This window comes from Amycolatopsis vastitatis (assembly GCF_002234595.1).
Lineage (GTDB): Bacteria > Actinomycetota > Actinomycetes > Mycobacteriales > Pseudonocardiaceae > Amycolatopsis > Amycolatopsis vastitatis.
Genome location: NZ_NMUL01000012.1, coordinates 63111 through 77212 on the forward strand (window position 1 = coordinate 63111; position 14102 = coordinate 77212).

Below are 14102 nucleotides of genomic sequence, written 5' to 3' on the forward strand. Positions count from 1 at the left end.
TCGCCGGTAATGGGAGTCCCCCGTTGAGCGTAGACACCGAAGTCCCGGCCCGGACCGGCAACCGGGTCGCGGCGATCCTCGTCTCCCTCGCGCTCGCGGGCAACAACGCGGCCAGCTACGTGCTGAGCCTGGTGGCCGCGCGGATCCTCGCGCCCGGCGCGTTCGGGGAGCTGAGCTCGCTGCTGGCGGTGCTGGTGATCGGCGTCGTCCCGGCGATGGGCCTGCAGACGGTCGTGGCGCTGCGGGTGGCGCGGTCGCCGTCGCTTTCGCAGGGTTCCTTGTTCGCGCTCGGCCTGGTGACGAGCGGGATCGTCGCGACGGCGGCGCTCACGCTCAGCCCGTTGCTGGTCCTCCTGCTGCACCTGGGCTCGCTAACGCCGGCCCTGCTGGTGACGGCCGCACTCGGGCCGTTGACGCTGCTGGGGCTGTTCCACGGGCTGCTGCAGGGCAGCCACCGGTTCGCGACGCTGGCCGGCCTGATCGCGCTGGAAGGCGCGGGCAAGGTCGGCGGTTCCCTGGTGGGCCTGGTCGTCTCGCACTCCACCGCCGGCGCGCTGGCCGGGACGGCGATCGGTTCGCTGGTGGTGGTCGTGGCGGGCTGGCAGATCTGCGGCCGCCCGCGTCCCCGCTGGGCCGACCGCCACGGCGGCGAAGTACTCCATACGGCCCAGGCGATGCTCGCGCTGGTGCTGCTGGTGAACCTGGACCTGGTGCTGGCGCGCCACACGCTGCCCGCCGGCTCCGCGGGCGAGTACGCGCTGGGCGCGATCGTCACGAAGATCGCGTACTGGCTGCCGCAGGCGGTCGGGGTGCTGGTCCTCCCCCGGTTCGCGGCCTCTTCGGGCCGCCGCCGGGTCCTGCCGCTCGCGTTGGCGGTGTGCGCGTTCCTGGACGCGTTCGTGCTGCTGGTTTCGCTGGTGCTGGGGCCTTCGCTGCTGGCGTTGATCGGCGGCGCGCGCTATGCGGGCAGCACGATGCCGGTGTGGCCGTTCGCGCTGGCGGGCTCGATGCTGGCACTGGTCCAGATCCTGCTGTACGCCCGCCTGGCGGACGGCGACCGCCGCGTGACGGTCCTGATGTGGACGGCGGTCGCCGTCGAGGCGCTGCTGATCACGACCTGGCTGCACGGCTCGGCAACCCAGGTGGTCACGGCGGCGGCCTGCACCGCGGGCGGCCTGGCCTTGGCGGGGGCGATCCTGGAGCTCCGGCCCCGCCGCACGACCCAGGCTTCCTGAGCAGCCCCCGTTTTCCACGCTACCGGCAGGCACCGACAAATCCCGGCGCCCTCCGGGCAGTAAGCCTCGGTTGTCCACAGTGCCGGGCAAGCGCCCCAATGTGGCGTTGGTTGCGTTCAACGCACCGAACGCCACATTGGGTGCGCTGGACGCACCGAACGCCACATTGGGGCGCTTGAGCCGGGCCGCTGTCGACGAACCTCGGAAGCGCAACTCTAGGTCGTTGGTTCGGTGGGGTTTTCCTTGCGGGTGAACCACTCCACGCAGGTTGCCGCCATCGCGGCCGCCGCCAGGAGGAGGGCCGCCTGGGTCACCGGGCCGTAGGCCCACTCTTGGCCGTGGCCCAGGACGCGGCCCGTCACCGACACTCCGGCCGCCACCACCATGCCGCCGAACGCCAGGTACCGGGGCGCGCGCTCCGAGAACTGGCGGGCCAGCAGGCACGCGATCAGCAGCACCACCGGCAGCATCCCGCCCAGCGCCACCAGCAGGCCGATCAGCACCACCGGTACCCACCCACCGCCCGCCGAGATCGTGAAGCGGCGCCGGCGGGCCGGCCACGCCACCCCGATCAGCAGCGCCAGCACCGCCGCCGCGCCGATCAGGAGGCTCAGGCGGTAGTGCGAGTCCGGCTCGAACTCCAGCGACACCACTCCGCCCGCGCCGGCCGGGACGATCCACGCCTGCTGCCAGCCGTCCACCCGGGTGCGCGTCAGCTGCTGACCGTCCAAAGTGGCCACCCAGCCCGCGTTCGCGTTCTCCGGGACCGCCAGCACCGCCTCCGGGCCCGGCGCCACCGTCACCGACCGCGACGCCGCGTCCCAGCCGCCCACCCGCACCGCGCGGTGCACCGGTGGCGTGGCGGGGCTGGCCGGGCGCAGCCACAGGTCCTGGACCACGAACGACTCCGACCGGTCCGTCCGCAGCTCGTGCCCGCCCGACGGGAGCGCGATGCCGCCTTCGGAGTCCCGGCACATCCGCAGCGCCAGCGGCCGGTGCCGGGTGATGTCGGACAGCGTGCCCTGCACCGACGTCCGGTAGTCGAGACCGTCGAGGTGGACGTTCGGCCCCGACCCGCACGGCACCGTGAACGCCGGGTCCGGCCCCGGCAGCAACTCGGGGCTCCCGGACAGCGAAAGGCTGCCGATGCCCACCACCGCCCGGGCCGCCGGATCGTCGTCGTCGCCCGGCAGGACGATCTGCAGCTGGTCGGTGTCCAGGGGCTCGAAGGACGCGGACCCGCCCGCGTCGAGCTGCACCGTCCGCGCCCCCGACTTGCCGGCCAGCTGCACCTGCCGCGGCACGCGCGCGCCGCTCGACGGCTCGACCGCGATGTGCAGCCCGGAGATCCGCTGCGGGCTCGCCCACCCGAGGGTCAGGGCCGGCCGCAGGTCGGTGACGTCGGGACGCCACGTCGTGCCCGGGTCGCCGTCCACGGCCGCGAACCCGCCCGCCGCCGGGTCGCCGCCGAGCTGCGACGTCGACGCCACCGTGACCCCCGGCAGCGAAACCGGGTTGCGGCCGCCGCCCGCCGGCAGCACCGTGCCGCCGACCAGGAACGTCGCCTCGGCCGGCGTGCTGAACAGCCGCCGGATCCCGTCGGGTTCCTCGCCGTCGCGGGCGGCCATGGCGTCACAGCGCACGGCGTCACCGACCGGCTGGCACGCGTAACGCGGTTGCGCACCACGCGTGAACGCGAACCCGGGCGCCGGGCCGGCGGGCAGGTCCGCCGGCACCTCCAGGGCGCGCTGCGGCTCGGTGCCGGGGATCTTCAGCTCCGCGATGCCGACGTTCCCGTCCTGCCGCCCGACCACCAGCGACAGCAGCGTGATCCGCACCTTGCGCGTGACCCCCGCGGCGACGGAGTACTCGTGCGGCCCGGCGCCGCGGATCACCTGCTGGTCGACCGAGCCGTTGTCGGTGGTGATCCGGATCCGGGTGGGCGGCCAGCCGACCCGGATGTCGTCGACCATCTGCAGCTGCACCGAGTTCACCAGCCGCGGCGTGTCCAGCTCCACCTCGAGCCACTGGCCGACCGGCCCGCTGAACGACGACGAGTGCCACGCCGTGCGCGGGTCGCCGTCGATCGCGGCGAACGGCTGGTGGCTGGGGTCGGAGCCGCCGAAGGCGTCGGCGAAGGACGCCGCCGTCGACGCCGTCACCGCGCGGATGCCCCGGTAGGCGGCCACGGTCTGGTGCTCCTGCCCCGGGAACGGCAGCAGGTCGCCAGCCGCGCGCTGCTGGCGGTAGGCCTCGCCTGCGGTCAGCGTCTGGCTGAGGTTGTCGCGGACGCCGCCGACGTTCCGCTCGGCCCGGCGCAGGCCGTCGGTGACCAGCCGCGGGCCGCCCGCCGAGCCGCCGTCACCCGTCAGCACCGTCGGCGTCGCCGGGTCGAGCTGGCCCGAGTCGATCAGCGGCAGCAGGTTCTCCGGCCCGCCGCTCACCGTCGGGACGTCCTTTGTGGACGTCGCCGTGGCGAGCGGCACCGGCTGCTTCACCTCGTAGACTTCGAGGGGCCCGAACGCCGCCGCCTTGGCGATGCCCGGCGATCCGGCCAGCCCGGCGCGCAGGGTGGCGATCGGCGGTGCCGCGGTCCGCTCGCGTTCGATGTCGTTGCGCAGCAGCAGGAACCGGTACCCGGACCGCGCGAGCAGCGCGGCCAGCCCGGGATCGCCGCGGCCGTCCGCCAGCGCCGCGTCCACGGAGTCCATCAGCCGCGTGTTGCCTTCGGAGCCCAGCGGCACCTGGTTGCGGACCGCCCACGGGCTCCGCGCGATCGCCTGCGCGGGCTCGTCGACCGTGCGGCCCCAGTCGTACTCGCCGAACCCGGTGGCCGGCAGCAGCAGCGTCCGCGCGTTCGGGTCGGCCTTGGCGACGTATCCCATCGCGTCGTACCAGTAGCCGGGCACCTCGTCCCAGCCCGGCCCGGACCGCAGGTTGAGCAGCCACGCCGGCGCGGCCATCACCAGCACCAGCAGCAGGCCCAGCGCGGGCCGCAGGAAGCGGCGCGCGGACGGCACCCGGACCGGGCTCGAGATGCCGTGCACGAACGCCAGCATCAGCGGCAGCCGCAGCACGGGCTCGAACTTGTGCACGTTGCGCAGGGGCGCGAGCGGCCCGTCGAGCAGGTGCCGGACCTGCTCGGCCAGCGGGCTGTCGAGCGTGCCGACGTACCCGATGGTCAGCAGGGTCAGGCCGGTGACCACGCCGAGCACCAGGAACCGCCGTTCCGGCAGGCCGCGCCGGGTCAGCCCGAACAGGCCGACGCCGGCGACTAGCCCGGTGGCGAGCATCAGCACCGGGTTGTCGATCAGGGACCAGCCGCCGGGCCACCACGGCGTGCCCTGCACGACGTAGGCGACCCACTGGTTGGTCCCGCGCAGCACCTCGAACAGCGACATCGGCGCGGTGGTGTTCGTCGCGGACTCGATGTAGTCCAGGAACGGCAGGCTGTACTCGCCGAGCAGCAGCAGCGGCAGGATCCACCACAGCGTCGCGCCGACGACGAAGACGAACCACCACAGGACGAGCTCGACGTGGTGCCGCGTCCACTTGCGGGTCAGCAGCCACAGTCCGGGCAGGACCAGCGCCATCACGACCATCGCGCCGTTGACGCCGCCCATGCACAGCACGGCCAGCGCGGACAGCCCGGCGGCGCGGCGCGGGGACGCGATCGTCCCGGCGCGGACCAGGGGTACCAGCACCCACGGCAGCAGCACCGCGGGCAGCATTTCCGCGGACAGACCGCCGATTTCGGTCAGCATGCGCGGCGCGAGCGCGTACCCGAGCGCGCCGATCAGCCGCGTGCGTTCGGTGCCGATCTTCATCGCCCGCGCCAGCAGCAGGGCGCCGCCGAACGCGGCCGAGAGCAGGACCGCGCCCCACAGCCGTTGCGCGATCCACGCGGGTACGCCGGCGACCTGGCACAGCGCGAAGAACGGGCCCATCGGGAAGAGGTAGCCGTACGCCTGGTTCTGCAGCTCCCCCGCGGTGGCTTGGGGGTTCCACAGGTGCAGCGCGCGGCCGAGGAAGGCGAGCGGGTCGACGGCGAGGTCGAGTTTCGTGTCGAACGTCGTCTTCCCCGGCATCTGCAGGAACGACAACGTGGTCAGCGCCAGCACGATCCACGTGCTCGGCCGGCGGAAGAACGCACCGGGCGAGAACTTGCGGTCGCGCTCCACCGGCGGGGCGTCGTCCCGGGTTCGATCGCGGGTGCTGGTTACCATCCGGTAGATACTAAGCCGAAACCTGGCTACCATGTGCCGACGATTTTCCGGTTCCCGAGTTCACAGGCAGGTGTGCCCATGACCGCAGAGGTGACGGCGGACGGATTCGCCGACGCGTGGGCGCTGGCCGAGCCGGTCAAGGGCTGGATGACGCGCGCGCAGGGCGAAGCCCTGTGGCAGGCCGCGCGCCGCCTGGAGAAGGGCGACGTCATCCTGGAAATCGGCAGCCACCAGGGGCGATCCACGATCGTCCTGGGCGCCGCGGCCCGCACGGTCGGCGCCACGGTGATCGCGGTCGACCCGTTCGTCGACGGCAGGCTGTTCGGCGGATCGCCGACGCGGCAGCTGTTCGAGCGCAACATCCGCCGGGCCGGGCTGGACGACGTCGTCGAGCTCGTCGCCGGTTACAGCACGGAACTGCGCCCTGACTGGGACCGGCCCATACAGCTGCTTTACATCGACGGCAAGCACGACTACTGGACCTACACCGACGACCTGCGCTGGTCGGCGCACCTGCCGCCGGGTGCGGAAATCCTGGTCCACGACTGCTTTTCGTCGATCGGCGTCACGCTCGGCACGATCGCGAAGGTCCTCTTCGGACGCCGGTACACCTATCTGGACCGGGCGACGTCGCTGGCGCGGTTCCGGCTGGCGCCACCGTCCACGGCGGACCGGGTGCGCGTGCTGGCACAGCTGCCGTGGTTCCTGCGCAACGTCGGGATCAAGGTGCTGCTGCGCCTGCGGCTGCGGCCGCTGGCCCGGCTGTTCGGCCACGACAGCCCGTACGACCCCTACTGAGTCACCGGCTTCCCGACCTCGACCTTCGCGACGCAGACCGGCGCGCCCGGGCTCGACAGCTGCACGCCAATGTGGTCGAAGAGGCCGTCGACCGGCAGGTACAGCGTGTGCAGCCCGGCCTGGAACCACACCGGCGTCCGCTCGACGAGGCCTTCGCCACCGTCCGAAGTGTAGTAATCGAGCTTGAGCAGGTACCGGCCGAGGACCGGCGCGTCCAGCGGGATGCGCACCAGGGTCTCGCCGATCGCGTTCCCGCAGCCCGGCACCGGGCCGGGCACCCCGCGGGAAACCGGGTCCACGCCGGTGACGCGGTGGGGCGTGCCCGTGTCGTCGAGCACGTGCATCCGGCTCGTCGGCTGGTCGAAGTGGGTGCCGGGGAGCAGGCCGACCACCCGGGACGCGCGCGAGTCCGCCCCGAACCATTCGTGCACCACGTCGGAAGGCACGAAGGTGTCGTAGAAGACCAGATCGGGATCTTCGGCGACCGCGGCCCGGACATTCCCGATGTATTGGCCGGAATGTTCGAACCGCATTGCCGGGGAAAGGCGCGCGAAACCCACCGCGGAACTGACGATCAACAAGACGCTCAAGATCAGCGCGACCGGCCGCTCGCGCTTTCCGGACGGCGATCCGGGCGGCAGGAATGCGAACGCTCCGCACAACGCGGCCGACAGCGCCAAATCGGCGACGTACCGGGGATCGTCCCCGGCGGACGGGCCGACCTCGCGCAGCCGGGTCAGCGCGAGCAGGCCGACGTCCACCGCGAACAGCGTCGCGAGCAGGGCCCAGGCGCCCCACGCGCGCCGTCCGCCGGCACGCACCCCGGTGAGCACCACGCCCAGCGCGACCGCGAGCAGCACGACGACGACCACGAACGGCGACGGCGCCCAGGTCGCGCCCGGTCCGGGGCCGGACCACGGGCCGCCGGCCAGGCCCGGCAGCAGGGTGTCGCCGAGCATCCGGCCGGTCAGGTCGGCGACCGTGCCCGCCGACATCGGCTGCTCACCCTGCCCGACCTGGCTCGACGTCACCAGGAAGAAGACGGTGACGAACCCGGCCAGCAGCACGGCTTGGGCCGCCCAGTAGCGGGCGTGCTCGCGGAACGACCGGCCGAGCAGGACCGTCACCCCGGCCAGCAGCAGCGGGATCACCGCGGCCTTCTCGTAGAACGCCAGGCCGAAGAGCGTCCAGGCGAAGGCGCCGAGCCACCAGCGCCCGCCGTCGGCGAGGAACCGGACGTGCGCGTGCAGCGCGCCGGCGGCGGCCAGCACCACCGGCACCAGCTGGCTGCCGTAGGACCACCACAGTGTCGGGACCAGCAGCAACGTCGACGCCGTGAACACGGTGAACGGCACGAGGATCGCCCAGCGGCGGCCGAAGCAGCGCACCAGCAGGCACCAGAACAGCACCGTCGCCAGTGCCCGCATCAGCAGCAGCGGCAGCACCAGCACGGGGAAGTTCAGCGGCGCCCACCACGTCAGCAGGGCGGCGAGGAAGAACCCGCCCGGCATCAGGTGCCCGTGGTAGTCCTGGAACAGGTACCCGAGGTCGAACGGCCCGGCCGCGGCCGCCTGGTGGGTCACGACGAAGTCGTCCTGCGCGAAGCTGCCGTGCAGGGCCGCCCACGCGTGCAGGGCGAACGGCACGACTCCGGCGACGAACGCCGCGACGACCAGAGCAGATGGTCTTCGGATGGCCCGTGACGCGGGCTTTTCGGTCAGCACCAACACGGGGTCCTCAATTCTTGCAGGCGGGCGGCTGGCACATGAGCCTGCTCAGTGCCTGGTAGAAGACGTCGGAGATCTTGCGCGGGTCGGGCGTGGTGAACGACTCGCCGCCGGTCGCGGCCGAGACCTGCCGCAGCTCGCCGGCGTCGATGTCCGGGCCGATGCCGATCCCGATCACCGGCAGCGGTTTGCGCGGGTCCTGCAGCCGGTTCAGCTCGGCGAGCAGGCCGGGCAGCCCGATGGAGTCGCTGTCCTCGTTGCGGCCGTCGGTGAGCACGACGACGACGTTGATCCGGCCGAGCTGCCAGCTCTGCCGGGCGTTCTGGTACGCGGCGAGGATCGAGTCGTACAGCCCGGTCGCGCCGCCGGGCTTGGGCTTGACCGCCTGCAGCGTCGCCACCGCACCCGCGGCGATCTGCTGGGAGATCGGCCGCATCGGCAGCAGTTCCTTGTAGTCCTTGGCGCCGTCCAGCTTGGTCGAGAACAGCCAGAGGCCGATCTCGGTCGTCGGCTTGAACAGCCCGAGCCCCTGCGTCGCGGCTTCGAGCGTGAGCGCCATCCGGCTGCGCCCGGTGCCGGGGACGGTGGCGGCCATCGAGCCGGACACGTCGAGCAGCACCTGGACGCGGGCGCTGAGGTTCGCCCCGGCCCACGCCTGGAGCACGCCGTACATCGCTTCGGGCGCGGGTGGGCCGGCCGGCCGCGGCGCGGCGTTCGTGCGGGTGTCCCGGGGCCGGTCGCCGAGCAGCTGCCCGGACGGCGTCCGGAAACCCGCGTCGGCGAACGCCTTCGTGGCGGTCTGGTCGAGCAGGAGCCGCAGGAACCGCTCGGCCGCCGACCGCGACGCCTCCGACGCGCGCGGCAGCACGACGTACGGGTAGTCGAAACTCGGCACCCCGGCCGCCGGGTAGGCGGCGACCAGCTTGCGGGCCAGCACCGACTGCTCGGACGCGGGCGACGCGGTGAACGGCTCCTTCACCGCCGAGAGCTTGCGGATTTCCTCGGTGAACGCCGCCCCCGGGTCCGGCGCGTCCTTGGTGAGCTGCTGCAGGCCGATCAACGCGGCGATCCCGGCGGGGTCGCGGCTGGGGTCGGGCAGCCCGACCGGGCTGCCCGCGAGGACATCCGACCAGGACGGTGACTTCCCGGGCCAGCCTGCCTGCTTCGCGACGTCGTCGGTCAGCGCCAGCACCACCGGCGAGCTCGCCACCGGCTGCCCGGACTCGGGGAGGTTCCACGCGCCGCCGTCGCGGGCCTGCAGCAGCCAGGTGCTGGACTCGGGCACCCAGACGTCCGGGCCGGTCGCGCCGTTGGCCTCCAGCGCCGCCGCGGTGGCGGCCGACGGGCTCGCGGTGACCTCGACGGTGTAGCAGTCGCCCTCCGGGACGGACCCAGCGAGCGTGGTGAGCACCGGCGCGACATCGGGCGCGGCCGTGAGGTGCACCGGCGTCGTCGTGTCGCAGCCGCCGCCGGCCAGCCGGTCCTTCAGGTAGTCGACCCCGGCCCAGGCGAGCAGGGCGACCACGAGCAGCGCGCTCAGGACGACGACCCGCGCGTCGATCCGCCGGGCCCGCACCGGGTGTGCCGCCATGCACGTCCTTCCTCGAGAAGTGCTGGCAGCTTGCCAGCCGGGTGAGCGGGAAGCCAGTACCGACAGCGGAAAGTGACCATCGGCGCGTGAACCCGAGGTGAAGGAATTGCGCGCTGCGGCCATTTTGGTGATTGACAAGAACTGCGTAACGTTTCTCGCTTGACCTCCGTCCCACGTGGGTAATAGCACGATGGCGGATCGCGGAGACGATTTCGCCGTCCCCGGAACGGCGACACGGCACCGAACGGAGACGCAACCCGTGCGCACGATGTACGACGCGGTCACGGCCGCGAACATCCCCGGCGACGCCCGCATGGTCGCGGGATATATCGACCGGATCAAGCTGATACCGTGGTCGGCCGAGGACTGGGCGCGCTTTCCCCGCGCGGTCAAGGTCACCATCGTCAAGAAGGCGGACACGAACGACGGTCACGTCCTCGACATCGAGCCCGGCGACGCCACGCCGGGCGAGGCGCCGGGCTGGGTCCGCATGCGCCGCGAGGCGGGCGCGGTCCCGACCGTCTACTGCAGCCTGTCGACCTGGCCCGCGGTCCGGTCGGCGTTCTCCTCCGCCGGCGTCGCCGAACCGCACTACTGGATCGCCCACTACGACGGCGATCCCACCATCCCCGACGGCGCGATCGCCAAGCAGTACCTCGGGAACGTCGCCCCGGGCTACGACGTCTCGTCCGTCGTCGACTACTGGCCCGGCGTGGACGGCGACGAGCCCGCCTCGACTGGAGTGGAGATCATGGAACGCATCACCGTCACCCCGCCGAGCGCCGAACAGCACGCCGTGCGGGTGTTCCTGTCCGGCAGCCCCGGCGCGGCGGTCGTGATCCGGCCGCGGCTCGGCAACGACGGCTTTTCGAAGCCCATGTGGATCGGCGACATCTTCGCGTGGGGCAACGACCGCCAGGGCGTCGGCCACAACCCTGCGCAAACGCCGGGGTACAACAACAAGCTGACCTCCCACCGGCGGTACGACCTGCCGGGCGCGGTGTGGGCGGACATCAACTACAGCTCGGCGGATCCGTTCGAGATCGACATCGTCGGCTAGGTCGCGGCCTCTGCCGCCGTGAACTCACGCGGGTGGCAGGGCGCGGCACAGCGTGTCGAGGGCCGCGGGGTAGGCGTGTTCGGACGGGGTCGCGTAGCCGACGACCAGTCCGTCCATTGTGGACATAGTAGCCGCCGGGTGACGGAAGGCGGCCAGGCCGTCGAGCGCGAGGCCCTGCCACGCCGCGGCCTTGCGGGCCGACTCCTCGGTGCCCGGTGGCAGGCGCAGCACGGCGTGCAGGCCGGCGGCGATGCCGGTGGGCACGACGTGCGGTGCCCGTTCGGCGACCGCCGCCAGGAGCAGGTCGCGACGGCGGCGGTAGCGCTGGCGCATCCGCCGGATGTGCCGGTCGTAGGCGCCGGAGCGGATGAACTCGGCCAGGGTCAGCTGGTCGAGCACGCCCGCCCACGCCTCGCGTTCGCCCTTCGCCGCGAGCACGGCGTCGACGAGGTGGGCGGGCAGCGCCAGCCAGCCGAGCCGCACTGCGGGCGACAGGCTCTTGCTGGCCGAACCGGCGTAGACGACGTGCTCGGGATCGAGGCCCTGGACCGCGCCCACCGGCTTGCGGTCGTAGCGGAACTCGCCGTCGTAGTCGTCTTCGATCAGCACACCGCCGGTCGCGCGGACGTGGCCGACGACCGCGGCGCGGCGGTCGTGGTGCAGCGGGCCGCCGGTCGGGAACTGGTGCGCGGGGGTGAGCAGCACCGACGGCGTGTCCAGGTCCTCGACGCGCGCGCCGTTTTCGTCCAGGGCAAGGGGAATCGTCTCGACGCCGGCCGTGGCGAAGATCGAGCGGTGGAACGCGAGGCCGTACGACTCGACCGCGAGCGGCCCCGGCAGCACCGCCGGGAAAAGCAGCCGCAGCGCGTGCGCGAACCCCGAGCACACCACGATCCGGTCCGGAGACGTCCGCACGCCCCGCGCCCGCGCGAGGTACTTGGCGAGGGCCTCCCGCAGTTCGCGACGCCCGCGCGGGTCGCCGGGGCCGAAAGCGTCGTGCGGGGCCAGGTTCAGCGCGCGGCGTGCGGCGGCGAGCCATTCGGTGCGCGGGAACGACGTCGCGTCCGGCTGGCCCTGCCTGAGGTTGTACCGGGGTTCCGGTGCGCCCGGCGCCTTTTTGGGCGTCCGCGCCGGTTCGAGGGGCTCGGCCCGCTCGGCGACCCGGGTGCCGGAGCCCTGGACGGCGGTGAGCCAGCCCTCGGCGACCAGCTCGGCGTAGGCGTCGGCGACGGTGTTGCGGGCCAGCCCCAGATCGGCGGCCAGTGACCGGTACGGCGGCAGCCGGGTGCCCGGGGCGAGCCGTCCGGCGCGGACGGCGTCCCGCAGCGCGGCGATGAGCGCCGCCCGCTTGCCGCCGGCGCCCGCCAGCTCCAGGTGCAGGTCGGCGCCGAGCCGCTCCCCCGAATTGACCCATTCTTTTGCCATGGAAGTGCACCCTACATGCGGGTCAACTGGGCCTTAGATTTCTGGCCATGACGAACTCCCGCCTCAACTTCGCCAAGACCGCCCCGAAGGCCTTCAAGGCCCTGATCGGCTTCGACGCCGCCGCCCGCGCCGGGCTGGACCCCGCGCTGGTCGAGCTGGTCCAGATCCGCGCGTCGCAGCTCAACCGCTGCGCGTACTGCCTGCACATGCACACTTCCGACGCCCGCAAGGCAGGTGAGAGCGAGGAGCGGCTGCACATGGTCGCCGTGTGGCACGAAGCCACGAACTTCTTCAGCGAGAAGGAGCAGGCCGCGCTGGCCCTCACCGAAGCGGTCACGCTGGTTTCGGGCGGCGTGCCCGACGACGTATACGCCCGCGCCGCCGGCCAGTTCGGCGAGGAGGAGCTGGCCCAGCTGCTCGCGCTGATCTTCACCATCAACACGTGGAACCGCATCGCCATCACGACGGCGAAGGTGCCGGGCACGGACGAGCGGGTGGCCCGGTGACCCGCCGGCCGGGCGCGGTGCTGGCGCTGCTGGCGTTCGCGCAGCTGATCATCTCCCTCGACTACAACATCGTGTACGTGGCCCTGCCGGACATCGGCCGCGAACTCGGCTTCTCCACCCAGACCCTGCAGTGGGTGGTGAGCGCCTACGCCGTGGCGTTCGGCGGGTTCCTGCTGCTGGGCGGGCGGGCCTGCGACCTGTTCGGCCCGCGCCGGATCTTCGCGCTCGGCTGCGCGCTCTACGCCGGCTCGTCGCTGGTGGGCGCGCTGGCCGGGAACCCCGGCCTGCTCGTCGGGGCCCGGGCCGGGCAGGGCCTCGGCGGGGCACTGCTCTTCCCGGCGACCTTGACGCTGGTCAGCACCAGCTTCGCGGCCGGACGCGAGCGCAACCGCGCGTTCGCGGTCTGGGGCACCGCGGGCGGCAGCGGCATGATCCTCGGCTCCCTGCTGGGCGGGGTGCTGACGCAGGCGTTCGGCTGGGCGGCGGTGTTCTTCGTGAACGTCCCGCTGGCCGCGGCCGCCGCGGTGCTCGCCTTCCCGCTGCTGGCGGCGGATCCGGCCAGGGAGCCGGGCCGCCGGTTCGACCTCGGCGGCGCGCTGACCGCGACGCTCGGCACGACGCTCGTGGTGTTCGCCCTCGTCGAGGGCCCGGAGCTCGGCTGGACGGTCCTTTTTCCCGCCGCGGCGGCGGGGCTGGTGTCGCTCGGCGCGTTCGCCGTGATCGAACGCCGGGGCCGCGACCCGCTGCTGCCCCTGTGGCTCCTGCGGGAGCGCAACCTCGCGACCGGCGTCGTCGTGACGTTCTGCTACATGGGCACGTTCGGGACGTTGCTGTACTTCCTCACCGGGTACTTCCAGGGCGTGCACGGCTACGGCGCGCTGGCGACCGGGCTCGCGTTCGGCGTGCCGATGGTCGCGATCGCCGCGGGTTCGCAGGCCGCGGGCCGGCTGGCCACCCGCTACGGCACCCGCCCGACGCTGGTGGCGAGCCTGGCCACCGGCGGGCTCGGCGCGGTGCTGCTCGGGCTGTCGATGACGGCGGAGGCGTCCTACGCGGCCTTGGTGCCCGCGCTGGTGGTGCTGGGCCTCGGCCAGGGCGCCGGGTACACGCTGATGTTCGGCGCGGCGGCGGCCGGGATCCCGGCGCGGGCCCAGGGAATCGCTTCGGGCGTGGCATCGACGGCGCAGCAGATCGGCGGCACGGTCGGCCTGGCGGTGTTCGTCGCGGTGGCCAACGCGGGCACCCACGGGCTGTCCGGCGAGGCCCTGCAACTGGCCACAGTGGACGGTCTGCGCACGGCGGTGCTGCTGGCCGCGGCCGGGATCGCGGTGACGGCGGTGGCGGCACTGCGGTTCAGCCGCGCGCCCGCCCCCGCGGTGGTCCCGGCCGGCTGAGCAGCCCCCGTTTTCCACGCTAGCGGAGGGCACCGACAAATCTCGGTGCCCTCCGCGCGGGAAGCCTCGGTTTTCCACAGTGCCGGGAAAGCGCCCCAATGTGGCGTTGGTTGCGTCCAACGCACCCAATGTGGCGTTCG

Annotated in this window: 9 protein-coding genes; 5 read left to right on the top strand and 4 right to left on the bottom strand. The window is 72.9% G+C overall.

Features of this window, described 5'->3' with window-relative positions; all coding sequences use genetic code 11:
* The first annotated feature begins 23 nt into the window (after nt 1-23).
* Nucleotides 24-1235, top strand: coding sequence for a lipopolysaccharide biosynthesis protein (locus tag CF165_RS14485; protein ID WP_093948026.1), 1212 nt, complete (start codon nt 24-26; stop codon nt 1233-1235).
* 215 nt (nt 1236-1450) lie between these two features.
* On the opposite strand, the gene CF165_RS53415 is transcribed toward CF165_RS14485, so the two are convergent.
* Complete coding sequence (locus tag CF165_RS53415; RefSeq protein WP_093948027.1) at nt 1451-5461, bottom strand: alpha-(1->3)-arabinofuranosyltransferase; 4011 nt, start codon at nt 5459-5461, stop codon at nt 1451-1453.
* Between the two features lie 78 nt (nt 5462-5539).
* On the opposite strand from CF165_RS53415, the gene CF165_RS14495 reads away from it, so the two are divergent.
* Nucleotides 5540-6259 (top strand): class I SAM-dependent methyltransferase, encoded by a 720-nt coding sequence (locus tag CF165_RS14495; RefSeq protein ID WP_240521602.1) that lies wholly within the window; start codon nt 5540-5542, stop codon nt 6257-6259.
* On the opposite strand, the gene CF165_RS14500 is transcribed toward CF165_RS14495, so the two are convergent.
* Entirely contained in the window at nt 6253-7986 is a 1734-nt protein-coding gene (locus tag CF165_RS14500) for a hypothetical protein (RefSeq protein WP_093948028.1), read from the bottom strand. The genes CF165_RS14495 and CF165_RS14500 overlap by 7 nt on opposite strands.
* Before the next feature lie 10 nt (nt 7987-7996).
* Nucleotides 7997-9577 carry a substrate-binding domain-containing protein gene (locus CF165_RS14505; RefSeq protein ID WP_093948029.1) on the bottom strand — a complete coding sequence of 527 codons (1581 nt, stop codon included), beginning with the start codon at nt 9575-9577 and terminating at the stop codon, nt 7997-7999.
* Between the two features lie 259 nt (nt 9578-9836).
* Here CF165_RS14505 and CF165_RS14510 point away from each other — a divergent pair, with 259 nt between their 5' ends.
* Nucleotides 9837-10637 (top strand): hypothetical protein, encoded by an 801-nt coding sequence (locus CF165_RS14510; RefSeq protein WP_093948030.1) that lies wholly within the window; start codon nt 9837-9839, stop codon nt 10635-10637.
* Nucleotides 10638-10661: 24 nt separating this feature from the next.
* Here CF165_RS14510 and pdxR read toward each other — a convergent pair whose 3' ends face one another.
* Nucleotides 10662-12062, bottom strand: coding sequence for a MocR-like pyridoxine biosynthesis transcription factor PdxR (pdxR, locus tag CF165_RS14515; RefSeq protein WP_093948031.1), 1401 nt, complete (start codon nt 12060-12062; stop codon nt 10662-10664).
* Nucleotides 12063-12109: 47 nt separating this feature from the next.
* Here pdxR and CF165_RS14520 point away from each other — a divergent pair, with 47 nt between their 5' ends.
* Nucleotides 12110-12568, top strand: coding sequence for a carboxymuconolactone decarboxylase family protein (locus tag CF165_RS14520; RefSeq protein WP_093948032.1), 459 nt, complete (start codon nt 12110-12112; stop codon nt 12566-12568).
* Nucleotides 12565-13962 carry an MFS transporter gene (locus tag CF165_RS14525; protein WP_093948033.1) on the top strand — a complete coding sequence of 466 codons (1398 nt, stop codon included), beginning with the start codon at nt 12565-12567 and terminating at the stop codon, nt 13960-13962. The genes CF165_RS14520 and CF165_RS14525 overlap by 4 nt, the downstream gene beginning before the upstream one ends.
* Nucleotides 13963-14102: the final 140 nt, after the last annotated feature.

Excerpts from the sequence above, each read along its gene's own strand:
- CF165_RS53415 (WP_093948027.1), bottom strand. The coding sequence starts at position 5,461 with ATGGTAACCAGCACCCGCGATCGAACCCGGGACGACGCCCCGCCGGTG.
- CF165_RS14495 (WP_240521602.1), top strand. The coding sequence starts at position 5,540 with ATGACCGCAGAGGTGACGGCGGACGGATTCGCCGACGCGTGGGCGCTG.
- CF165_RS14505 (WP_093948029.1), bottom strand. The coding sequence starts at position 9,577 with ATGGCGGCACACCCGGTGCGGGCCCGGCGGATCGACGCGCGGGTCGTC.
- pdxR (WP_093948031.1), bottom strand. The coding sequence starts at position 12,062 with ATGGCAAAAGAATGGGTCAATTCGGGGGAGCGGCTCGGCGCCGACCTG.
- CF165_RS14520 (WP_093948032.1), top strand. The coding sequence starts at position 12,110 with ATGACGAACTCCCGCCTCAACTTCGCCAAGACCGCCCCGAAGGCCTTC.